The organism is Paracoccus wurundjeri (genome assembly GCF_030678915.1).
GTDB lineage: Bacteria > Pseudomonadota > Alphaproteobacteria > Rhodobacterales > Rhodobacteraceae > Paracoccus > Paracoccus onubensis_A.
Window position 1 is genome coordinate 20653 of sequence record NZ_JAUUTZ010000005.1, and the last position, 22948, is coordinate 43600.

24 protein-coding genes are annotated in these 22948 nt (G+C 59.9%); 17 read left to right on the forward strand and 7 right to left on the reverse strand.

Going from position 1 to position 22948, the window contains the following annotated elements; translation table 11 throughout:
- Positions 1-150 precede the first annotated feature (150 nt).
- Positions 151-288 carry a hypothetical protein gene (locus Q0601_RS06540; RefSeq protein ID WP_305288397.1) on the reverse strand — a complete coding sequence of 46 codons (138 nt, stop codon included), beginning with the start codon at positions 286-288 and terminating at the stop codon, positions 151-153.
- A 165-nt stretch (positions 289-453) separates the two neighbouring features.
- Between Q0601_RS06540 and Q0601_RS06545 the strand changes: the two genes are divergently transcribed.
- Genes Q0601_RS06545 through Q0601_RS06555 form a run of 3 tightly spaced genes read left to right on the forward strand, consistent with a single transcriptional unit; the run spans position 454 to position 2472 of the window.
- Positions 454-897, forward strand: coding sequence for an RrF2 family transcriptional regulator (locus Q0601_RS06545; RefSeq protein ID WP_305288399.1), 444 nt, complete (start codon positions 454-456; stop codon positions 895-897).
- Between the two features lie 3 nt (positions 898-900).
- Positions 901-1788 carry an NAD(P)/FAD-dependent oxidoreductase gene (locus tag Q0601_RS06550; RefSeq protein WP_305288401.1) on the forward strand — a complete coding sequence of 296 codons (888 nt, stop codon included), beginning with the start codon at positions 901-903 and terminating at the stop codon, positions 1786-1788.
- The gene (locus Q0601_RS06555; protein ID WP_305288403.1) at positions 1789-2472 is read left to right on the forward strand and encodes a class I SAM-dependent methyltransferase; all 684 of its coding nucleotides are present in this window, start codon (positions 1789-1791) and stop codon (positions 2470-2472) included. It begins immediately after the preceding gene.
- 903 nt (positions 2473-3375) lie between these two features.
- Here Q0601_RS06555 and Q0601_RS06560 read toward each other — a convergent pair.
- On the reverse strand, positions 3376-4011 hold the full coding sequence (locus tag Q0601_RS06560) for a hypothetical protein (RefSeq protein ID WP_305288405.1): 636 nt from the start codon (positions 4009-4011) through the stop codon (positions 3376-3378).
- A gap of 262 nt (positions 4012-4273) precedes the next feature.
- Here Q0601_RS06560 and Q0601_RS06565 point away from each other — a divergent pair, with 262 nt between their 5' ends.
- Both Q0601_RS06565 and Q0601_RS06570 read left to right on the forward strand, forming a co-directional pair.
- On the forward strand, positions 4274-4975 hold the full coding sequence (locus tag Q0601_RS06565; protein ID WP_305288408.1) for a hypothetical protein: 702 nt from the start codon (positions 4274-4276) through the stop codon (positions 4973-4975).
- A 507-nt stretch (positions 4976-5482) separates the two neighbouring features.
- Complete coding sequence (locus Q0601_RS06570; protein ID WP_305288410.1) at positions 5483-5779, forward strand: PRC-barrel domain-containing protein; 297 nt, start codon at positions 5483-5485, stop codon at positions 5777-5779.
- Positions 5780-5854: 75 nt separating this feature from the next.
- On the opposite strand, the gene Q0601_RS06575 is transcribed toward Q0601_RS06570, so the two are convergent.
- Positions 5855-6322 (reverse strand): MgtC/SapB family protein, encoded by a 468-nt coding sequence (locus Q0601_RS06575; protein WP_305288411.1) that lies wholly within the window; start codon positions 6320-6322, stop codon positions 5855-5857.
- 540 nt (positions 6323-6862) lie between these two features.
- On the opposite strand from Q0601_RS06575, the gene Q0601_RS06580 reads away from it, so the two are divergent.
- Positions 6863-7033: a hypothetical protein gene (locus tag Q0601_RS06580; protein WP_305288413.1), complete on the forward strand. Its 171-nt coding sequence runs from the start codon at positions 6863-6865 to the stop codon at positions 7031-7033.
- Positions 7034-7263: 230 nt separating this feature from the next.
- Here Q0601_RS06580 and Q0601_RS06585 read toward each other — a convergent pair whose 3' ends face one another.
- The gene (locus Q0601_RS06585) at positions 7264-7764 is read right to left on the reverse strand and encodes a superoxide dismutase family protein (RefSeq protein WP_305288417.1); all 501 of its coding nucleotides are present in this window, start codon (positions 7762-7764) and stop codon (positions 7264-7266) included.
- 113 nt (positions 7765-7877) lie between these two features.
- Positions 7878-8060, reverse strand: a complete 183-nt coding sequence (locus Q0601_RS06590) for a hypothetical protein (protein ID WP_305288419.1) — start codon at positions 8058-8060, stop codon at positions 7878-7880.
- Between the two features lie 30 nt (positions 8061-8090).
- Between Q0601_RS06590 and Q0601_RS06595 the strand changes: the two genes are divergently transcribed.
- The 4 genes from Q0601_RS06595 (at position 8091) to Q0601_RS06610 (ending at position 10759) form a co-directional block, all read left to right on the forward strand.
- The gene (locus Q0601_RS06595) at positions 8091-8651 is read left to right on the forward strand and encodes a response regulator (RefSeq protein ID WP_305288421.1); all 561 of its coding nucleotides are present in this window, start codon (positions 8091-8093) and stop codon (positions 8649-8651) included.
- Positions 8652-9157: 506 nt separating this feature from the next.
- A complete protein-coding gene (locus Q0601_RS06600) occupies positions 9158-9670 on the forward strand; it encodes a sigma-70 family RNA polymerase sigma factor (RefSeq protein WP_305288423.1) in 513 nt (170 codons plus the stop codon).
- 120 nt (positions 9671-9790) lie between these two features.
- On the forward strand, positions 9791-9955 hold the full coding sequence (locus Q0601_RS06605; protein WP_305288425.1) for a hypothetical protein: 165 nt from the start codon (positions 9791-9793) through the stop codon (positions 9953-9955).
- Between the two features lie 378 nt (positions 9956-10333).
- Positions 10334-10759 (forward strand): CBS domain-containing protein, encoded by a 426-nt coding sequence (locus Q0601_RS06610; protein WP_305288427.1) that lies wholly within the window; start codon positions 10334-10336, stop codon positions 10757-10759.
- A gap of 289 nt (positions 10760-11048) precedes the next feature.
- Here Q0601_RS06610 and Q0601_RS06615 read toward each other — a convergent pair whose 3' ends face one another.
- Complete coding sequence (locus Q0601_RS06615) at positions 11049-13121, reverse strand: catalase (RefSeq protein ID WP_305288428.1); 2073 nt, start codon at positions 13119-13121, stop codon at positions 11049-11051.
- Between the two features lie 157 nt (positions 13122-13278).
- On the opposite strand from Q0601_RS06615, the gene Q0601_RS06620 reads away from it, so the two are divergent.
- From Q0601_RS06620 to Q0601_RS06640, 5 genes are read left to right on the forward strand one after another with little or no spacing between them, the layout of a single operon-like run.
- On the forward strand, positions 13279-14334 hold the full coding sequence (locus Q0601_RS06620) for a cytochrome c oxidase subunit II (protein ID WP_305288430.1): 1056 nt from the start codon (positions 13279-13281) through the stop codon (positions 14332-14334).
- Positions 14331-16904, forward strand: coding sequence for a cytochrome c oxidase subunit I (gene ctaD, locus Q0601_RS06625; RefSeq protein ID WP_305288432.1), 2574 nt, complete (start codon positions 14331-14333; stop codon positions 16902-16904). Before Q0601_RS06620 ends, ctaD begins: the two co-directional genes overlap by 4 nt.
- Positions 16901-17311 carry a hypothetical protein gene (locus Q0601_RS06630; RefSeq protein WP_305288434.1) on the forward strand — a complete coding sequence of 137 codons (411 nt, stop codon included), beginning with the start codon at positions 16901-16903 and terminating at the stop codon, positions 17309-17311. The genes ctaD and Q0601_RS06630 overlap by 4 nt, the downstream gene beginning before the upstream one ends.
- A complete protein-coding gene (locus tag Q0601_RS06635) occupies positions 17308-17874 on the forward strand; it encodes a cytochrome c oxidase assembly protein (RefSeq protein ID WP_305288437.1) in 567 nt (188 codons plus the stop codon). The genes Q0601_RS06630 and Q0601_RS06635 overlap by 4 nt, the downstream gene beginning before the upstream one ends.
- Positions 17875-18903 carry a c-type cytochrome gene (locus tag Q0601_RS06640; protein WP_305288439.1) on the forward strand — a complete coding sequence of 343 codons (1029 nt, stop codon included), beginning with the start codon at positions 17875-17877 and terminating at the stop codon, positions 18901-18903.
- An 11-nt stretch (positions 18904-18914) separates the two neighbouring features.
- Here Q0601_RS06640 and Q0601_RS06645 read toward each other — a convergent pair whose 3' ends face one another.
- A complete protein-coding gene (locus Q0601_RS06645; protein WP_305288441.1) occupies positions 18915-19316 on the reverse strand; it encodes a glucose dehydrogenase in 402 nt (133 codons plus the stop codon).
- 199 nt (positions 19317-19515) lie between these two features.
- Between Q0601_RS06645 and Q0601_RS06650 the strand changes: the two genes are divergently transcribed.
- Both Q0601_RS06650 and Q0601_RS06655 read left to right on the forward strand, forming a co-directional pair.
- Entirely contained in the window at positions 19516-20808 is a 1293-nt protein-coding gene (locus Q0601_RS06650; protein ID WP_305288443.1) for an ATP-grasp domain-containing protein, read from the forward strand.
- Positions 20809-20818: 10 nt separating this feature from the next.
- Complete coding sequence (locus Q0601_RS06655) at positions 20819-22837, forward strand: CocE/NonD family hydrolase (RefSeq protein WP_305288445.1); 2019 nt, start codon at positions 20819-20821, stop codon at positions 22835-22837.
- The last annotated feature ends 111 nt before the right edge of the window (positions 22838-22948 follow it).

Genomic DNA, 22948 nt, shown 5'->3' on the forward strand with positions numbered 1-22948 from the left:
CTTTCGGAACTCACCACGGCAGCCCCGGCGTTTTGTAAACGTCAGGGCTGTCTTGTGGTACCGGCTCGGCGACATTGGCGTTTTATATAGCTGCGCCGCGAATGGCGTGAAGATCAGGCGGGCAATATATCGGCAAGGGATGGCTTGGGGCTATTTGGGCTTTCCGGAAGCCGCGCCGATCGCCACCCCAATCGCGATCCCGATTGCAATTCCTACTGCAACATTGCCCATGGCCACCCCGATGGCGACACCCACAGCTATACCGATCGTCATCCACTTAATCATCATCGGCGGCCTTCCATTGCTGCTGCCCAAGTCCTAAAGGATCCGCAGGCACGAAACAATCACGTTGGTTTTGCTGTCACATTTCAGTTTATAAAAAAATTTCACCTCTTTCATCAACTTGCTCTACGGGGCTTGACAGCGACGCTAATTTGTAACATATGTTGTTACATGAAGCGAGACAGCCGCCTTTCCTCCGTCCTTCATGCCCTGTTGCATATGGCAGAACATGACGGCCCGATGACCTCTGAAACGCTTGGGCAGTGCCTTGGCACCAATCCGGTCGTGGTGCGCCGCACCATGGGATTGCTGCGCGATGCGGGTCTGGTGACGGCCGAGCGTGGCCATGCCGGGGGCTGGCGCATCTCTGCCGATCTGGCAACGGTCAGCCTGCGCCGATTGCATGAGGCTCTGGGCGAGCCTGCGATCTTCGCCATCGGCAACCGCAACGAAAACCCGGAATGCCTTGTCGAGCAATCCGTCAATGCCGCGCTGGAAGGCACCTTTGCCGAGGCCGAGACACTGCTGCTGAAGCGCTTCGCCGATGTGACACTAGCCGATCTGGCCAAGGATTTCGCCCGTCGCCATGCGGAAAGGCGGACCGTAAAGGAGTAGAATATGCAGGATGTCATCGTGATCGGGGGCAGCTACGCCGGAATGGCCGCCGCCCTGCAACTGGCGCGTGCGCGCCGCAAGGTACTGATGATCGACGCCGGACAGCGGCGCAACCGTTTCGCAAGCCATTCACACGGTTTTCTGGGACAGGATGGGGCGGAGCCAAACCGTATCTGGGCCGAGGCCCGCCGCCAGCTGGAAGCTTATCCGACGGTCGACTGGGTCGAGGGAACCGCCATCGGCATCGCGGGCCGGCGCGACGATTTCCGGGTTACTCTGGACAACGGCAAGATTGTCCCGGGCCGCCGCATCCTGCTTGCGACCGGGGTCATCGACCAGCTTCCCGATATTCCCGGCATCACAGAGCGATGGGGGCAAACGGTGTTCCATTGCCCCTATTGCCACGGTTACGAGCTCGATCAGGGCCGGATCGGCGTCATCGCCACCGGCCCGATGTCACTGCATCAGGCGCAATTGCTGCCGGAATGGGGGGAAGTCACATTTCTGATGAATGATGCTTTAACCCTTGATCCGGATCAACGTGATGATCTGCGCCGGCGCGGCGTCACCATCGAGGAAACGCCTATCGCGAGGATCACGGGAACGGCAGAGGTGGAACTGCAAGATGGCCGCACAATATCCTTTGCCGGTCTTTTTACCGCGACCCGAACCCAACCCTCTGCTCCGCTGGCCGAGGCCACCGGCTGCACGCTGGTCGAGACGCCGATGGGCAGTCAGATACTGACAGGTGAGTCCAAGGAAACCAGCATTCCCGGCATCTTCGCCTGTGGCGATGTCGCGCAGGCGCCGCATTCCGTCTCACTGGCGGTCGGGGATGGCGCCTGGGCGGGGGCGCAACTGCATCGCTCGCTGGTCTGGCCCGAGGGCTGAATGGACAGGAAACCCGCTTTCACCACCGATCCGGGCCACGTCACCAGCTATGCCCGGCGGGTCGCCCACCATGTGCCGGGATTGCAAGATCTGCATCGCATGGCAGGGCTGCTGCTGGCCGAGCGCGTGCCCGAAAGGGGACGGGTTCTGGTCCTGGGTGCCGGCGGCGGCATGGAACTGCGCGCCTTCGCCCAGGCATATCCGGGCTGGCATTTCGATGGCGTCGATCCGTCGCCCGATATGATCGCGCAGGCACAGGCCATCATCGCAGAGGACAGCGATCGTATCACCTTTCATCAGGGATATATCGAGGACGCTCCCGACGGTCCCTTCGACGGCGCGACCTGCCTTCTGACCCTGCATTTCCTGCCGCGAGCAGAGCGTTTGCGCACATTGCGCGAACTGCATCGCCGCCTTCGCCCCAAAGCGCCCCTGATCGTTGCCCATCACAGCTTTCCGCAGGCGGCGGGGCAGCAGGATCTCTGGCTGCGGCGCAATGCGGCATGGCTGATCTCGGGCGGGATGCCCGAGGCGCGTGCATTGGCAGGTATAACCACGATGAAGGAGCGCCTGCCCGTTCTCACGCCCGGAGAAGACGCGGAACTGCTGAATGCGGCAGGTTTCCTGGATGTTCAGCTGTTCTATGCCGCTTTTACATTCAAGGGATGGGCGGCCTGGGCCTGACAGGCCACAGGCCGCTGTAAGCCAACGGGAAACCGCGTGAACTCTGCTATCCTACAGCGAGAAACCGGATTTTTCACTGGTGGCTCGTGGTTACGAAAAGACGCGGAATCCACTTGCCGCAGGGAATGCCTAGTTGCAGCCTCCTGACGCGCATGACAACCCACCGGCGACCGCGCCGATAAGAGCGCCCTTGGTCCCGGATCCGCCAACCGCATCCGCTACCAGCGCACCTGCGCCCGCGCCGCCTACCGTGCGAACCGCCGCGCTGTTCATTGGACTGTCGTAACCATAGCCTCCGCCGCAAGCGGCCAAGGCTAAAGTAAACGTCAGAATAATAGTGCTTCTTTTCTGCATCCTGATCTGCCTCGATTTTTTAGTTGTTATGAGGCGAAAACTATCCCGGTTCCCGAAAAAAGTGAAGCCCGTTACCAACCTGCCTTCTTTTCGCGCCGGACGTCCCGAGCTGTGGGTTCCGGGCAATCTTCCCCCAAAACAGCGGATATCGTCCGTGATATGGCTGCGATGGCTGCCATCGACTTGATACCTATTCCGAGTTGCGAAAGCTGCCTTCGGCCACACCGCGTTTCCAGTAATTCAGGATATAGCCTCTGGCCGGCCCAGACGAATGGTCGGGCGCCGCAAGGCAGTTGGAAGCCGGCGCGGGAAACAGGTTGCGGCCCAACCGTTCAGCGACGACCATGATCGCAACCCCCGGGAAGCACCAGGACAATCCCAAGCGCCGCGCCTGAACCGATGCCCAGCGCCTCGGGGATGGCCATGCCGGAGATGCACTGGCGCCGTTCCCGCCCCGGCATGCAAGACACCGCAGGCAAGCGTCGCAGGAATCGGACACGGCGCCGGGCGTGCTCCGGCGCGTTAAGCGCCGGAACAGTATCCTGTGCTTCAAAGCGTAGCAGCCTCTTCCAAAGCCTTGAGGCAGGCATCCTCGTCGCCCTCGGCCAGCGCCGCCTGAGCGCGTTCGATAAGCGCGTCGCGATCTGGGGCGGCAGTGTCATCCCCTTCGGCATCGGCGGTTTCGGCGGCAGTAGGCTCACTTTCCTGCTGAGCCTCGGCGTCCTCGCCCGACATCGCCTGATCGGTGGCATCCATGCCTTCCTCGGCAGTGGCAGCGCTATCCGCCGCCGCGTCGGCTTCACCGGATGCTTCCCCACTCGTATCGGAACCATCGGCGCCTTCGGCACTTTCGGCTCCGGCCGTATCCGCCCCTGCGCCATCTTCCGTTTCCAGAGGCGCTAACGAGCCGTCTTTGGCGATACCGTCATCCGGCTCTTCGGCAGACATGTCCGGCTCTTCGCCGCCGGCATCTGTCGACTCTGCCCCGGCCATGGCGGCATCCGCGTCGTCGCCAGCTTCCAGAGCTGCCTGAGAGCCGTCATCGGCGGCACCCTCCTGCTCTGTCATCCCGCTCTCTTCCTCGCCGGTCATTTTGGCAAGCTCGTCGGCGCAATCCGCCTGTGCGGCGACTGCCCCGAATGTGCAAAGAACGCAGCCCGTCATCCATGTGGTGAATTTGTCCATCTTCATCTCCTGTGAAAGACCCGTGCCCTTCTTTGGAACACCGCCGCCAAACAATGATCTGCAGGCTTTGTTCCCGCCGGGATTACCCGACACCCGCAGGCAGCCATTTTGCACGGCGTATTCATTGCCCGCATCCGGCTGCCTGCCGCGCGCCAATGCGCACGGTCCATTTCGCGCCCCGGCGAAAGCTGCTTATTCACCGATTTTCAGGAACATGACCGACGCTTCGCGGTTAGCTGGTTTCGGTATGAAGGAGGATATCATGTCGAACCTCAATCCGATTGCGAAATTCATCTTTGCCTTACCCGTTGCGGGCGGTCTTGCCGCCATCTTGTCGGCGGCGGCCCTTGGCGCGTTCTCGATATTCAGGGATCAGCCGCCATGGATGCCGCTTAACGCCACCTCACATGTTTTGCACGGCCCGGCAGCGGAAGAGGTCATCGACGTCACCTGGAGCCACACCGCGCTTGGTGCGATTATCCATATCGGATCGGCATTTTTCTGGGCCGCCATTGCGATTGCCCTGTTTCGGGCGGTGGGCACCGCAGGCAGGGGCGCCGCGTGGGTGGCAGGCCTTGGCACCGCTGCGCTGGCGGCGGCGGTCGATTACGGACTTATGCCGTCACGCCTTACGCCGGGATGGGAACTGGTTCTGCCAAGCTTCGGTGTCATTGCCGGTTTCGTGGGGCTGGGTGTTGGCATCGCCTTCTCTCTCGACCTGGCGCAGCGACGCCAAGCCGCAACGGCTGCCGGTTCCGGCCAATCCGCGAACAGCATCCCAGAGGGTGCCGCCGCGCCACGGCCCGAACTGGAACGAATGCGCCGCCCCACCCCCACCGAATTGGACCAGCGCCAGCAGCGTATCGATCCTGCCGGACTGGTGACCGCAGATCTGAACTGGCGCGACGACCGGAACCGCAAACAGCCCGGCGGCAGCGCCCGGTCGAAGGAAGAAGGCGATTAGCGCGGCCGGAACCGAAACCTGCCGCTTTGAAACATCCGGGGCTCCCTTCAAAACCCCGGTTTCCCGCTATCTTCCCGGGACAATGCCGGGAAGATACTGGTTTATTCGGGCGGGGATTCATTTTCTGCAGGCGCGTTCGCTTCGCCGGAAATTTCATCCGCCGTGCCGCTTTCCTCGCCGGGCATTATCGGGTCATCCGTCTCATCGTAAAACCACCATATGAAGCCCAATATGACTATGACCACGACGAATATGATACCAAGAACGGGCGCGAGATGACGCCTGGTCTGTTTGCGAGGGTTAGTATCCGGTCCCGACATGAAGACTCCCTTCCTGTTGTTCCGGTGAAATGAATGAATCCCGGTAACCGGCGACCCGCATGTATGTTCCCGGGCCGGCAGAAACCGGTCCGGCTGGCTGACCCGCGCCTCTCGCGTCAACTGTCGGGAACATTTTCGCCTCTGACTGATTGGCCTCTCCTGCAAGCAATGTAAAAGGAGAGCCAAAATGGACCATAGCAATCATGTCAGGCTTCAGCCGGACGAACTGACCGATGTCATGCTGAACGACGCCAAGGTCTATGGACCTGATGACGAGACAATCGGTACCATATCTCATGTCCACGGCACGGGCGAAAATGCCAGGGCAGTAATCGATGTCGGCGGCTTTCTTGGTATCGGCAGCAAACCCGTGCTGGTGGATATGCATGAACTGGATGTCATGCGCGACCAGGCCGGTGAAGTTCATGCCGTTTCGCATTGGACCAAGGACGATCTGAAAGCACTTCCTGAACATCATGACTGACCCGATGCCGGATCGCTTCGGCAGAGTCAGCAGAATCTGCCGAAGCGACTGTTCATATCAACATGACCCCGAAGGTCATTTTCCCTCCAGGGCACCCAGCACGCGCGTTATGAAAAGGCCGAATACTGTGACGGTAATCGCAAGCAACCATTGCCCCAACCCAACTGCAAGGCCAATGGATGCAGCCAGCCACAAGCTTGCCCCGGTTGTCAGTCCTTGTATTTCGCCTCTGGCGAAAACGATGATCCCTGCCGCAAGAAACGCCACGCCTCCGGTTACCGCTTCGATCAGGCGGATCGGATCCATGCGCACATTATCTTTATAATCTACTGATATTAATTCTATTGTCATGATGCAGTAACAGGCGGAAGCAAGGGCGACCAACATGTGGGTTCGCAAACCCGCCGGTCGTTTTCTAAGCTCACGCTCGAAACCGATACAGCCGACGAAGATCACTGCGCCACATATTCGTGTCAGCATAACCGGCCAGGGCAGCGAGGTTTGCAATTGGAATTCGTCTTGCAATATTTCAAAGACCTGCATCACGCTACATCTTTCATCCATCAGAAATAAATCGGCTTTTTCGCCCTAGCCGCCTTTAGGGAAACCTGCTTTTCCGATTATACGACTCGGCGGTCAAAGCTGACGGCATCTGGCCACCGACGCTCCGAAACAGGATGCCGCAAAAATTGTTCCTGCATTAACTTTACCGCCATGGCGGCTGACACTTCTACTGTCACGGCCAGATTGTTCCGGACGGTGGGTCCTGCGGTTGAATGCATCGGAAAACTGAATACGGCTGACTTGAACGACCCCGTTGTCACAATTCCCGAATTGGCGGTTAGCATATATTAAGAAAAATCACCTTTGTGGTTATTTTGCATCTGATGTTTTTGACGTCCCACAAGCACATATTTCATCTAATTGAAAATTATCGGTATTATTTATGGAATTCAAACCTTCCTCCCCATCGGGTAAAATTTTTCCCTGTACTCGCAACTTTCATTCCCGATTCCGGTTTTGGATGAACAATATCGATAACCACCTGATAAACTGGAATAGTCAGAACATATGGAGTGTGCAATGAACAGTCGCGAAAACGATTCTTCTGCGAACTCGCAACTTGATCTTGCCCTGTCCGAACTGATTTTTCAGGCAGAGCAAGCACCAATTCCTGCTCGTCTCCGCGAACTCGCGGAGCGCCTTGATATGGCATTAAGGAAAAATCACGATTCCGAACGGAAATTGAAATGACATCTGTAACGGGACAGTTCCGCACCTGGCAGAAATATACTGCTCTTTATGTAATACGAATATCATCCCGGCACCCGAATGGTGAAAACCAGGGATCAGATAATGTAGCCATCTTCGGCTAGGATCCCGGAATTTGAAGCAACGGGCGTTATAACCATGAACGGGAAATACCGTCGCGCATATCAGTACGCGACTGATCGGCACGGGTTCCCCCTTACAGGATCGTTCCATTACCCTTTGGACTCGAAAACACCGCAGGCGATCATGTCGCCGGCATCACCCGAGGGCTGGGATTCGTAATCGTCTATACCGCTATGCATAATGAAGGCAGAACCGTCACTGTCCATCATCTCATCCACCGTCAAATGAGCAAGAAAGACCTCGTTTTTCAATTGTCCATCCGCGGCGACAGACACATTAGGCATGTCACCGGGATGCGGGCCATCGGAATTCATTACGCCATGCGACTGATCGCCGGCAATATGTCCTCCGGCTGAGCTGAAATCCGCGGCGGAACAGTCACCTGTTTCGTGCAGATGGACCGCATGTTGTCCTTCGGGTATATCGCTCAGCTCCATATTGACGACAGTCATGCCCGAGGGTGTGTCACGTATGACCACCGCGCCCAATTCGTTGCCTTCGATGTCCGAGATTTGCGCAGTTGCTTCGGCGGCGATGGCCGGGGCCGCGGCAAGATTTACGGTCAGGGCGGCAATTGCGATATATTTCATGACGATTTCCTTTCAACGACACGGGCTCTAATATTGCCCGCGTGATTTCCACCGCCAGCAACAGAATCCTTGGCGGGTTGTTCCCGACCGCATGGCAGAATCTTTCCGGAAGCTCAGTCCTCTGCGGTTTGCGCGGCGGCAAATCCATCCGGGTGCTGCACGCCGGAAAGCTTCATCCGGTACGCGCATGTTATGGCATCTTGCTGGCTGCCATTTATGTCCGGCCGGATAGTGATCGGCCGGTTTCCGCCTTGTTTTACTGGTCCGCCGTACCTAGCTTTAATCATCATGGCCATGCGCCTAGACTCATAGTCAGGAGGTCGGATATGCATATTCTGGTAGTCGAAGATGAGTTTCTGCTTGCCCGCAGCTTGTCAGAGGAAATTCGTCGTTTCGGTGATAAAGTCATAGGTCCGTTTGCTGATGTTCAAGAGGCAATGCATCACATTGACTCCGCTCATGCAGCAATACTTGACGTAAAACTTGGTGATCAGACCAGCTTTCCCATCGCCGATGCGCTGACCGACAATAATACGCCATTTCTGTTTCTGGCAGGCTATGGGCGACATAATATACCGTCCCGGTTTGACCGGAATTCCGTCTATGCAAAGCCAGGCCCTGCACAGCCTCTGCTGCGCGAGTTGCATTCCCGATACCACAAACAGGTTCCCGGGCTGGACGAGGTTCAGGACATCGTCCTTGATATGCTGGCATATGCCCGCCTGAAGGCACCAGACAAGCAATCAGCAGAAAGACTGGTAGAACTTGCTATGATGACCGCCATTCAGCAAATCGAAGATGGCAAGGTTGTACCCGACACCCGCAAGTTTCTTGAATATCTGCTTGAACAGGAAGCCAGGGCTTTCGAAGCGCGCTATCTGCAATAAGACAGAATATCTGGAACGGGGTAGACGGGTTCCGCTTCGGGAACTGACCGGCTCTGATATCACTGCCATGCCTGCGTTTCAAAACGGCAGGAACAAATGCGCGGGTCCGCTGTTATCTTGGGCTTGTCGTAAATCCGGGAGGAGCCAAATGCGCCAGGGACGACGCGCAATCAAATGCCAGACAATTCAGCCTGTGGATTTGCAGCGTGGTCATTTTTCATATGAAATACTGCATTACCCTTTGGCCGGGACGATGGCAGATTACATGCGGTCTGCATATAGGCCGGATCAGGTAACGCGTTTCGAAAAGCAAATTACCATGCCGCCGTTGCCCCTCTGCCACGTCCTCGAAGGTTATTGCGAACGCTTCCATGCCTTCGTCCTCGCGGGCACCGGCAGGGGAGTTCCATCCTTATAGAAACAGGCACAGTGCCTCGGTTTTGATGAAGTCAGTTTAGCGATCTCGGTATGTGCCATGATGCACCGGACAACGAACGGGAGCCATTATGTCCATCGACGCGAAACAGAACGAGTTTTCCGAGGATGTTGTAAGCTATATTCCCGCATTGCGGGCCTATGCCTGGGTGTTGACCCGAAAGCAGCAGGATGTGGACGATCTGGTTCAGGAAACGCTGACCAAGGCCATTGCGAACGCGCATCAGTTCCGGATCGGGACCAATCTGCGGGCCTGGCTGATGACCATCATGAGAAATACCTTCTACAATGAAATCGTAAAGAGATCGCGCGAGCGGACCGGTGGCAAGGATTGCGTATCCGGCACGGCTTCTACGCCCGGCACTCAGGAATGGGCGGTACGCGGAAGCGAGACGATGAACGCGATCATGAAGCTGCCCACGCATTATCGCGATACTCTCGTTCTGGTGATCATGATGGGCGAAAGCTATGAAGATGCCGCCCGCATCTGCGGGGTCACCATAGGCACCATCAAAAGCCGCATTCACCGCGCCCGGGCCATGACATTGCAAACATTGGGCGAAACCACATTGGGCGAACCTTGAGATGCAACCCGCGTATCAAAGAACACAATCCCGCCTTTCATCAAAATGGTGCGCTCCACTATCATTTCAGACATCACTGCTTCACTTACACCAGACCGAGAAAGGATGAAGGACGCGAATATGAGCAGGAGAGAGAGAGAGGGGCCGGATAATAAGGACCCGTTGCAAAAGGAACTTTCTGAACGTCGCAAGGAAATTGAGCAGGAACCGATCCCTGAAAGAATTCAGGAGTTGGCTGAACGCTTGCAGCAAGTGCTTGCCAACGTACAGATGCGCAAGAAATGACCGGAACCTGTACGGGTACCGGTGCATGACGTCGTAAGGAACCTGGCCCGTCAATGAACAAGCCACCGCTTAGCGCTTCGCCATGGACCAATCCGGCCCGGCCTGATGTGCTGCATTGGCGGCTTCCACGCTCGCGGTTGTGATCGCTTCGATTTCCGGATCATCGTGGTTCTTGCGGATTTGCCGGAAAACGGCTTTGCGGCCGCTTCGCGGATAGCTGCGAGCGTTGCCTATGGTCTCTGTTCTACCGGCATCCCGACGCCGCGGACCATCGACGCGAACTCATAAATGCTGAATGTCAGGAACATCGCTCCGCCATGCCGGTTTCGACGTGACCGCAACCGGGCCGATACTGCCCGAAACACAGGAGAGCCGACCATGAAAATTTCGGATATCATGTCAACCCATCCGGTCACGATCTCACCCGGGCAAACTCTGGGCGAGGCGGCCACGATCATGCAGCGCATCGACACCGGATTCCTGCCGGTTGGCGAAGATGACCGCCTCGTGGGAATGCTGACCGACCGCGACATCGCGCTGCGCGGTGTCGGCGCGGGCAAGGGACCCGAGGCCACCGTGGGCGAGACGATGACGGAGGATGTCTGCTATTGCTTCGATGACGAAGAAGTCGAAGCGGTGGCGCAAAACATGGGCGAACAGCAGGTTCGCCGTCTGCCCGTGGTCAACCGCGACAAACGGCTTGTCGGCGTGGTCTCGATCGGTGACCTTGCGACCCGGCAGGCTGTACCGGCCGCCGGCGCTGCGCTGGAGGAAATCGCCCAGCCAAGCGATCTGCATCGCTGAGGGGCAAGCGGTGCAGCTCGGGGTCAGGGACAAGCGATGATCCCAAGGGCGCGCCGAAGTTCAGGATACGACCGCCCGCGGGAGATGTTTTCACTCTCGCGAGCGGTACATTGCCACGTTGAACAGGCTCAACCGACATATTCCGGCAAATCTTCCAGCCTGCTTTCCGTCATGGGAACCGCGCATCCCAAGAACCTTTTCTCATCGGCTCCCGGGATGTCGGGATTCCCTAGCGGCATCCGTATCCGCAACCCGAACCGTGATGCGCTCCCTGTGATGCTCCTGCCGTTCAGGCCACCCGTTCCCAGAACCGCAGATCTGCGCAGCGTTCAAGGAACTGCCCGGGCACGCCCGCGCCCATCCGCAGCATGCCCGCGTCCGGCTCGGACGGTAGCCCGGCGGCATCCAGAAGCGGCGCGGCAGCTTCATTGCAAAGAATGAATTTCTTATGCGCATAGGCATCCGCCAGCCAGACGCGCGCCACATGCATACCCGCCAGCGTCCGGGCCCATTGCGGCGAAAGCAGCACCGCGACGGCATCGAACAGAACCGAAGGGCCGCCATCGATACATTCGGCGGCGCCGATATGGGTCCCGTCAGATGTCATCACCCCGCCAATACGCGGAGCAACGATGGCAGGGGTGGCTTTTGCGGCCACAGTTGCCTCCAGCAATTCCTGCACCTCGCCACTATCCACGCCATCGGTCAGCAGGATACCAAGCTTGCGCCCCGCAAAAGACGCAGGACCATTCTCTAGAATGCTGAGCGCGGGCGACGGTGGCAGATCCGCGATCGGCTCCCGGGCGGGCGTCGGCGGTGTGGGCAGCGCCATCCCCAGACCTTCGGCGACCTTATCTGCCAGCGTATCGTCGATATGGCAAAGATGCCCGACCAGCCGTTCGCGAATCTCCGGTCTCTGGACCTTCGACAGCTCGAAGATCAACGCGGCGGCCATATGCTCGCGCTCGGTCGGGGTCTGGCTGACATAGAATTGCCGCGCCTGACTGTAATGATCGGCAAATGTCTCCGAGCGGGTCCGCTGTTTCGCGCCTTTGGCTTCCACGGGCACGCTTTGGAAACCCAACGGCTCTTCGCGCGGACCGCCTTCGGCTTCGGGCCAGGAATTCGGTTCGTAATTCGCGCGGCTCACCGGATTTGTCATCGCCATATGCCCGTCCTGCTGGAAATGATGAAAGGGGCATTTCGGGGCGTTTACCGGCAAATGCGTGAAATTCGGCCCGCCCAACCGTTTGAGCTGAGTATCGAGATAAGAGAAATTTCTGCCCTGCAGCAGCGGATCATCGGTAAAGTCGATCCCCGGCACGATATTTCCGGTGTGAAAGGCGACCTGCTCGGTCTCGGCGAAGAAATTATCAACCATCCGATCAAGCACGAGCCGGCCGACCTTGCGTACCGGCACCTCTTCTTCTGGAATGATCTTGGTGGCATCGAGGATATCGAAAGCAAAGCGGTCAGCGAATGCGTCATCGAAAATCTGCATTCCAAGCTCCCATTCCGGATAATCGCCGGACTGGATGGCGTCCCAAAGGTCCCGGCGGTGAAAATCGGGATCCGCGCCGTTGATCGCCACCGCTTCCGGCCAGGTGACCGATTGCAACCCCTGTCTGGGCTTCCAGTGGAACTTGACGAAACGCGACGCGCCTGCCGCATCGACCAGCCGGAAAGTGTGAACGCCAAAGCCTTCCATGAAACGGAACGATCTTGGAATCGCGCGGTCGGACATGATCCACATGACCATATGCATCGACTCTGGCATCAGCGAGATGAAATCCCAGAAATTGTCATGCGCTGTCTGCGCCTGCGGAAAGGCACGGTCGGGGGCCTCCTTTACCGCGTGAACAAGATCGGGAAACTTGATCGCGTCCTGAATGAAGAAGACGGGAATATTGTTGCCGACAATGTCCCAGTTGCCTTCCCTTGTATAAAGCTTCACCGCGAAACCCCGGACATCACGGGCAAGATCGACCGAGCCCTTGCTGCCCGCGACGGTCGAAAACCGCACGAAGGCCGGAGTCTTCTCGCCGCCACGCTGGAATATATCGGCCGAGGTGAGGTCTGAAAGCGGTTCGTAGGTTTCGAAATAACCATGTGCGCCGTAGCCGCGCGCATGCACGACCCGTTCAGGAATGCGTTCGTGGTCGAAGTGAAAGATCTTCTCGCGGAAATGGAAGTCCTCCATCAGCGTCGGGCCGCGCGCGCCCTGCTTCAAAGAGTTCTGGTCATCGGACACCGGCGCCCCCTGCGAGGTGGTCATGGGCGGCCGCCCGCCCCCGGCTATCTGGTGGATCTCGCCGCCGTCGCGGATGTCGTCACGGATATCCTTGCGCTTGTCCTGGGCCATGGTTCGCTCCTGGGTTGCGATTGCGTCGAGGCAGCCAACCGGCGCTTCTCCAAAATGTTCCCGCACCGCCGATACGCCCACGCCTCTGATACGACAGGCAATGATTGCGGTTCTGGTAATGGCGGGAACACTTTGTCACCTGGCCGGTTCTGGCGCCATGATCCAATCCCGGCCGCCCGAAACGACAGCTTTGGACATTCCCGGTCCTGTACCGACCGAACGCCCCCAGGGTCCGCGATGTATCCGGCAACGGATCCTTGCGTCCGTTCTGCTGCTTGCCGGATGCGAGGGCCCGCAATCCGCGCTGGTTCCTGCTGGGGTGGACGCGCAGGCCCTGCATCTGCTGTTCACAACCATGCTTGGGGGCGCAATCGTCCTGTGGTTGCTGATGAACGGCTTCATTTACTGGTTCAGCCACCGCCATCCGGCTGCCTTTTCCGAAATCGCCGCGCGCTGGCTGATTGTCCTTGGCGGCGTCGTAACGCCTGCGATCATGGTCGGCGCCTTGCTGGTCTGGGGCCTGACGCTCTTGCCCGATCAGCGTATCGCCGGAAACGGGCTGCGCATCCGGGTCCACGGCGAACAATGGTGGTGGCGTGTCGCTTATCAGCCGCCCGGCACTTCCGGCCCGATCATCTCGGCCAATGAGATACGCCTTCCCGCTGGGCGAAGAACCGAGTTCATCCTGACTTCCGACCGGGTGATCCATTCCTTCTGGATCCCTGCGCTGGGCGGCAAGATGGACATGTTTCCGGGCCGCGAGACGCGCATGAGCCTGCAACCCGAAACGCCAGGCCGCTATCGAGGCCAATGCGCCGAATTCTGCGGCGCAAGCCACGCATGGATGGCCTTCGAAGCGGTGGTCATGCCGCCAGAGGAATTCGACGCGTGGTTGAAGGCCGAAGCGAAGGATGCCCGTCCCCCGCAACAGGACAGCGCCCGCAAGGGGCAGCAGATCTTCCGCCGCGAGGGCTGCGGTGCCTGTCACACGCTTCGCGGGACCGAGGCGGTCGCGCAGGTCGGTCCCGATCTGACCCATATCGGAAACCGCCATTCCATCGGCGCCGGGCGGCTTGGCGCCACGCTTGACGATATCGCGCTGTGGGTCCGCCATACCGGCGACCTGAAGCCGGAGGTCCATATGCCCGCCTTCCCGCATCTTGAACCTGCCGAACTGCGTGATCTCGCAAGTTATCTCAAGGGGCTGAAATGATTTTCCGCAAACCGACCCCAATCCGGCGGCCAGCGCCCGAAGGCCCCTATCCGCCAACCAGGGCGATGCTGGACGAACCCGTCCCCGAAAGGCTGCGCGCGGTACAGGCAGCACGATTGCGGAAAGCCTGGGAATCGCCGAAAGGCTGGCGCTACTGGTCGGCGGTGAACAATACCGAAGTCGGCAAATGGTACACGGTCACCGCCTTTTTCTTCATGCTTTGCGCAGGTCTGCTTGCGCTACTCATCCGGCTTCAACTGGCGGTGCCGGAAAATGAGCTGGTCCCGGCGGATCGTTTCAATCAGCTTTTCACCATGCATGGCTCGGCGATGATGTTCCTCTTCGCCGTGCCGATCTTCGAGGCTATTTCCATTCTGCTGCTGCCCGGCTTGCTTGGGGCGCGGGACATACCATTTCCCCGGCTGTCCGCCTTCGGCTATTGGTGCTTCCTGATCGGCGGCGTCTTCGTTCTGGGATCGGTTCTCTTCGACGCCGCGCCCCGCGCGGGCTGGTTCATGTATCCGCCACTCGCCACCGAAGACGAAGGACCGGGAAGCGACATCTGGCTGCTGGGGCTCAGCTTCATCGAGGTCGCATCGATCGCGGCCGCAGTGGAACTGATCGTCGGCGTCCTGAAATGCCGCCCGCCCGGCATGCGGGTCAATCTGATGCCGCTTTACGCGTGGTACGTGCTGGTGGTCGGCGGCATGATCCTTTTCGCTTTCCCGCCGCTTATCGCGGGCGATTTCCTGTTCGAACTGGAACGCAGTTTCGACTGGCCGTTTTTCGATCCCGAACGCGGCGGCGATCCGATGCTGTGGCAGCACCTGTTCTGGATCTTTGGTCACCCAGAGGTCTACATCGTCTTCCTGCCCTCGATCGCCATCGCGGCAATGATCGTGCCAACCGTCGCGCAGCGGCCCATCCTGGGCTATTCCTGGATCGTGCTTTCGGCGGTGGGCACCGGCTTTCTCAGCTTCGGGCTATGGGTGCATCACATGTACACCACCGGGCTGCCCGCCATGTCTCTGGGCTTCTTTTCTGCCGCGTCCGAGGCCGTGGTCATCCCCACCGGTGTGCAGATCTTCGCATTTCTGGCGACGCTTATCGCCGGGCGGATCCGCATGATCCTGCCGATGCTCTGGATCGCCGGAGCGCTTGCGATCTTCACGGCGGGCGGGCTGACGGGCATCATGCTTGCCCTCGCGCCTTTCGACTTTCAGGCGCATGACACCTATTTCATCGTCGCTCATCTGCATTACACGCTTTTCGGAGGCATGGTCCTGCCGGTGATTGCGGGCATCTATTATTTCTATCCCTTCATCACCAAGAAAATGCTGTCCGAGCGGCTGGGCCGCCGGGCTTTCTGGCTCATCTTCATCGGTTTCAACATCACCTTCCTGCCGATGCATTATACCGGGCTCATGGGGATGCCGCGGCGGGTCTTCACCTATCCCGAGGGGCTGGGATGGGAGATCCCGAACCTGATTTCCTCGCTCGGCGCGGCGGTGATCGCTGCGGGCTTCGCGGTGTTCCTGTGGGATTTGATCCGCTCAAAAGGGGATCAGCCGCAGATCGAGCGCAACCCCTGGAACGCCGGAACGCTGGAATGGGCGCATGACGTGCCCGAGGAAAACTGGGGCATGCGCTCTATTCCCCATGTGACGACCCGGTATCCTCTCTGGGACACACCGGGTTTCCTTGATCGCGTGGATACGGGGCGGTTCTATTTGCCAGATGCGCCCGAGGGACGGCGCGAGACGCTGGTGACTTCGGTCATAGACGCCGAACCGGTGCTGGTCCAACGGGTCAATACGCCCACATGGATCACCCATCTTGCCGCGATCTTCGCCGGCGGCGCCTTCATCTTCCCGACCTTTCATCTTTATACTCCTGCCATCGTCTCGGGTCTGCTTGCCGTGGCGGCGATCCTCTGGTGGCTCTGGACCTCCACCGCCTGGCCGCCGGAAGCCGACAGCAAGGATGCGGGCCTTGGCCTGCGCCTGCCGATCTATGTTTCGGGGCCGGATTCGGTCGGCTGGTGGGCGGTCTGGATCACCATGCTGGGCGATGCCACCGCCTTCGCCTCACTCACCTTCGGCTTTTTCTTCTATTGGACGGCACAGCCCGATTTCCCCCCATCCGAGGCGCTGCATGCCGGGGCGGGCACGGTCGGGCTGGCTTGCGCGGGTTTCGCGGCTGGCTGGGCACTGACCGTCGCCGCGCGCCAAATGAACCGCCATGCATGCGTCGGCATGGCCCGTGCCGGGCTTGCCCTCGCGGCGCTTGCGACAGCGGGGGGCATCGCGGCGATGATCGTGGCGGTCCGGCCGCTCGATCCCACCTCTCATGTGTATCCTGCCGTCATCTGGGCGCTCGCGGTGTGGATTTGCGCCCATGCCGCAACAGGGATCATCATGCAGCTTTATTGCCTGGCAGGAAGCCTCTTCGGCAAGCTGACGCCCCGCTATGATGCCGATCTGTGGAACATTTCGCTGTTCTGGCATTTCTTCATGCTCTCGGCACTCGTTGCCTGCGCGCTCATGGGTCCCGCCGCGAGGATGCTATGACCAATCAGGAACACGAACCCCTTCCAGACGAAGAGCGCCGCGAATTTTCCGCGGAGACCGGAAGTCTCTGGCGGCTGACGCTGACGCCGTTGACCTGGGCAATGCATCTCGTGCTCTGCTACGCCACGATTTCACTTGCCTGCGCGCGTCAGCTTTTCCCGGTCGAGGTTGCCCGGCTCGGCCTGATCGGCGCCAGCGTCCTGGCATTGGGTTTCATCTGCTGGCAGGGCTGGCGGGCCGTTCGGCAATGGAATGTGCTGACCACCGGCGTACTGACCCATCCCAACGGCAAGGCCGAGGACAGGCACCGCTTTCTGGGCCACGCCGCTACGCTGATCGCGGTTATTTCCGCCATCGGCACGGTCTACACGACCTTGCCGCTCTTGCTGCTCGAGGGGTGCCGATGACACCCGTCGCATTAGTTCCCGGCCTCGCGCTGCTGGCGATCCTGTGGGGGGTGCCACTGGATCGGTGGCTGCCCGGCTTTCCGGTGCATATGCTGCGCCATATGGGATTGGTTGCCATCGTGGCGCCGCTTCTGGTTCTGGGCCTGCCCGGTCTGGCCCGACGGATCGCCCTGCAACCGCTGATCGCCGCGGCTCTGGAATTCGCCATTGTCTGGGCATGGCACCTGCCAGCCGCGCATGGCTTCGGCCGGATGATACCGGCGGGATTCGTGCTGGAACAGACAAGCTTTCTTGCCGTTGGCCTGCTTGTCTGGGCGGGCTGCCTGCATGGAGGCCCGCCACTTGCGGGCGCCGGCGGGCTGTTGTTGACCTCGATGCATATGACGCTTCTCGGGGCGCTGCTGATCCTTGCCCCGCGCGACCTGTATGCCACGGTTTGCGGCACGGTGCCGGATATCGGGGCACAGCAGATCGGCGGAATGCTGATGCTGGCCATAGGCACGCCGATATATCTGCTGGGCGGGCTGCTTCTGGCAAGCCGCGCCCTTTCAGAGGAACGTTAGATGAAGCGTGTTCTGCTGATATTGCTTGCCTTGGCGCTGCTTGGCGTCGTGACGGCGGTCTCTGTCGTGGGATTGGGGCTTTACAACGTCTCGGCCCGCTCGGGCCACCTGCCCGGCGTCAGTTGGGCGCTTCACACGACCTTCCGCAATTCGGTCAGATTGCGTGCCTCTGCGCCGGACGATATGCCCGACCTGTCGGATCCGGAGCTGATCGCCCTTGGCGCGGGACATTATGCCACCGCATGCGCCCCCTGCCACGCGGAACCGGGCAAACGGCCCACGGCGACCATGCGCGCCATGCAGCCCCAGCCACCGGCGATCCGCGAGGCCGTGACCGATTGGAACCCGGCAGAGCTGCACTGGATCATCGACAACGGCGTAAAAATGAGCGGCATGCCCGGCTGGCCCACCGGAGGGCGTGGCGATGAGGTCTGGGCCGTGGTCGCCTATCTGGAAACCGTGCGGCGGAACGCCTCTCCGCCGCTTCCTACCCCCAAGCGTGACAGGAATGCAGACGCAGCGGAGGCGGGCTATTGCCGAACCTGTCACGGCAGCATCTCTCGTCACGTACCAAGGCTTGATATCCAGCAGCCGGAATATCTGACCAAGGCGCTTCAGGATTATCTGAAGGGTGAACGTCCCAGCGGAATTATGCAGCAGGCTGTCAGCCGGGTTCCGCCCGAGGCCATTCCCGGACTTGCCCGGTATTTCGCAACCGTCCCGCTATCCGGGGCAAAGACAACCGGTGCACCGGTTGCAGGGAAAGAGCTTGCCAGCCGCGGCACTCGCAAGGTGCCGGCCTGCATCGCCTGCCACGGCCCCGGCGCACCGCTTGCACAGCCCCCTGCACCGGCACTGGCCGGGCAGGATCGCGCCTTTCTGGAAACCCAGCTTCGCCTTTGGCGTGACGGGATCCGGCAAGGCTCTGCCAGGATGAGCGCAGCCGCGCGCGCATTGACGGATCATGACATCAGGCTTCTGTCGGAATGGTATGCGTCACTCGAAGCAGGTAGCGGCAACGCGGAATGAAAACCCCACGATCAGCGGCCGCGCTTGCCGGATTTCAGGACCGGCAGCGTCAGCAGCACGAGGATCAACACGACGCTGGGTGCAACAAGCCGCGGAACCTGTGCCCACCAGTTGTCGCCTTTTTCCCAGAACGCCCAGCCCAGGGTGAAAACATAGGTGGCAAGATAGACCCAAAGCGCTAGCATCGATGGCTGACCAAGGAACCACGCGGTGACGCATAGCCCAAGGCCCGCGATCGCGTAATACCAGCTTCCGCCAAGAACGATCAGCCACAGGCCCCCACCCAGCAGGACGAGTCCGAAAACGCCCAGCACAACGGCAAGCGCGATAGTCGCGGTATAACCGCCTGCCGGGCCTCGTTTTCTGACCGGGTCCAGCTTGCCTGTTTGCATTTCAGCACGGGTATCGGTCATGGAAGCCTCCTTCAATTGGCGCAAACCACCCGAAACCGCGTGCAGCAATGGATGTTCCCGGCCGCGAACCTATGGATCGCAAAGGATCTGCGCCGGGGAACAATCATTCACGCCACCGGTTGGTTAACTTCACCGGAATTTGCGTCATGCCGATCAACCCGGCCCCATCCCGATTGGCGATGCCTGCTGGAGCGAAACGATGAAGAAGAATATCTATGTCCTCGGCCTGCTGGACTGGCAGCTTGAAGAACTGAACACGATCCGCGATGCGGAACTTTGCCGTTTCCATTCACTGCTGAGCAATCCCGAGCTGATGGATCACGAGGCTGGTTTCGACGAACTTCTGAAAAGGGCCCGTCGCCAGCTTAATGAAAGCGACAAGCCGGATGCGATCGTTTGCCATTGGGATTTTCCCTCAAGCTGTCTGGCACCGATCCTTGCCTCGGAATACGGGCTTGCCACGCCCTCGCTCGAGGCAGTCTTGCGTTGCGAGCATAAATACTGGGCACGGATCGAGCAGAAGAAAGCGGCGCCGGAAGCTGTGCCGGAATTCGAGGCGCTGGATCCGTTCGACCCCAAGGCGGCGGACAAGCTTGCGCTTGATTTTCCGATCTGGCTGAAACCGGTCAAGGGCTTTGCCTCGCAACTGGGTTTTCGGGTGAATGACCGCGAGGAACTGGACGAGGCGCTGGAAAAAATGCGCGAAGGGATCGGGGATCTGGGTCGGATCTTCGATGAATGCCTGGATCACGTCGCGATGCCCCCCGAGGTGAAAGGCATCGGCGGCAGCCACGCCATCGCCGAAGAAATAATGAACGGTGTTCAGTTCGCACTCGAAGGATATGTGCGCAACCGCAAGGTCACTATCCACGGCGTACTTGACATGATGCTGGGCGAGGAAGGCAAGACCGTGCTGGGCCTGCGCTATCCAGCCGATCTGCCCGACGGTCTCAGGAAACGCGCGGGCGATGTGGGCCGCCGGATCATGGGGCAGGCAGGTTACGACAATGGCTGCTTCAACGTGGAATTCCTTTACGACGAAGATAATGACAAGCTTTGGGTGATCGAGGTCAACACCCGGATCTCGCAAAGCCATTGCGAACTCTTCCGCAAGGTCGATGGCTGTTCGAACCACGAGATCGCCGTAAGCGTCGCACTGGGCGACGAGCCGACATTGCCCGAGCAGAAGGGCGAAGCTAAAACCGCCGCCAAATTCTATCTGACCAAACGCGACGATGCCGAAGTCACGCGCGAACCGGATCCGGGTGAAATCGCTGATCTCGCAAAGGAATTCGGCGTCTTGCTGGAATTCGAGGCGCATCGGGGCGACCGCCTGTCCGACCTGCCAAATCAACCGGTCTATTGCTATAATGTGGGCTACGCATGGCTGGGCGCGGAAAACCCCCGGAAATTGCGTGAACGCTATCAGAAGCTCGTCTCCCGCATCCCCATCGAATTCAGCGACGGACAGCGCCTCAGCGCCGAGCAATAACGGAGGGGTCATGAAGGAAGTGGCGGATTTCCCGCATGCGGTGCAATGCAAAGAACATATCTGGATAGAACTTCCCCACGGGCGGCGTCTGGCTGCCCGGATGTGGATGCCGGTAGAGGCAGAGGCAAATCCCGTCCCCGCGATCCTTGAATATCTGCCCTACCGCAAGCGCGATCTGACGCGCGCGCGCGATCAGATCAACCATCCCTATCTGGCGGGCCATGGCTATGCCTGTCTGCGGGTGGACATTATCGGCAGCGGCGAATCCGACGGTGTGCTTGTGGACGAATATACCGAAGAGGAACTGGCCGATGGCGTGGCGGTGATAGACTGGCTGGCCGCTCAGCCCTGGTGCGATGGCAATGTGGGCATGATGGGCATCTCCTGGGGCGGGTTCAACGCGTTGCAAATCGCGGCCCGGCAGCCCCGACCGCTGAAGGCCATCGTATCCTGCTGCGCCTCGGACAATCTTTATCAGGACAACATGCATTACAGCGGCGGCTGTCTGCTGGGCGATCAGCTTTCCGAAGCAACCGTCATGTTCGCCCATACCAGCCAGCCACCAGACCCCGAGATCGTCGGCGAACGCTGGCGCGGCATGTGGCTGGAACGGCTTGAGCAAAGCGGCCTCTGGATCAGGAACTGGCTCGAACATCAGCGGCGCGACGCCTATTGGTCTGCTCATTCCATCAGCGAGGATTACTCGGCGATCACCTGCCCGGTCCTTGCGGTCGGCGGCTGGTCCGACGGTTATACCAACGCCATCTTCCGCCTGATCGAGCATCTCGACGTGCCGTGCCGGGCATTGATCGGTCCCTGGAGCCACCGCTACGCCCATCTGGGCGTGCCGGGACCCGCGACCGGCTTCCTGCAGGAAGTATTGCGCTGGTTCGGCCACTGGCTGAAAGGCGAAGACACCGGCGCCGACGAATTCTCGGAACTCCGCGTCTGGATGCAGGATCCGGTGCCGCCCAGCACCTCCTACGAGGATCGTCCCGGCCGGTGGGTACGTGAGCCGCGCTGGCCTGCGGACAGTATCACGCCGCGCGAATTCCGTTTCGGCTACCGTCGCCTGTATGAAGGGAAAACCGGCACTCCGGCGCCCGATGAAACGCTGACATCGCCGCTTTCCGTCGGTCTTTTCGCAGGCAAGTGGTGTTCTTATGCCGCCCTGCCCGACCTGCCGCATGACCAGCGTGAAGAGGACGGCGGCTGTCTTGTCTATGATACTTTCGCGCTGGATGAGGATCTCGAAATTCTTGGCGCGCCCGCAGCCGAACTTGAACTCGCCGCCGACCGGCCGGTTGCACAGGTGGCACTGAGGCTTTCCGATATTCTGCCGGATGGCCGCGCCACGCGGATCAGTTACGGCGTGCTGAACCTTACCCATCGGGATGGCGATGAGGTGCCGCAACCTCTGAAGCCTGGCCGCTTCTATCGGGTTCGCGTTCCGCTCAACGGTCTTGCCGCGCGGGTCCCGGCCGGCCATCGCCTGCGCCTGTCGATCTCGTCCACATATTTTCCGCTGATCTGGGCGCCACCGGAACCGGTGGAACTGACCCTGCGGCCCGAAGGCTGCCGACTGATCCTGCCCGACCGCCAGCGGCGCGACGATCCCGAACTGCGCGAGTTGGGAGAGCCCGAGGGCGCGCCGCGGCTTAATACCGAGCGCCTGACGGAACCCGAATATTCCTGGCGGGTCGTGCGCTCGATGGTAGAGGACGAAGCCGCCCTGGAGGTGGTGAACGATGATGGCAGTTACCGGATTCCCGAAATCGACCTGGTCATCCGCCGCCGGACGGAAGAACGCTACAGCTTCCGCGACGCGGATTTCACCTCGCTATACGGCATGACCGCCACGGAACGCGGCTTTTCCCGGGCCGATTGGTCGGTCTGTACCAATACACGCACGATTTTGACCTGCGACGAGGTGAATTTCTACATCCACGCCACATTGGATGCTTATGAAGGAGAAAGACGGATATATTCGCAGAACTGGAATGAGATCATTCCGCGCGACATGATGTGACCGTGGCTTGCCGGCTGGCAGGATCGTTCCGATGGCAATCCGCCGGGAAAGCGCCTGACTGCCGGCAACTATGGAACCCGGCTTTCCGCAGGCGGTTGAGTTCCAAGGAGG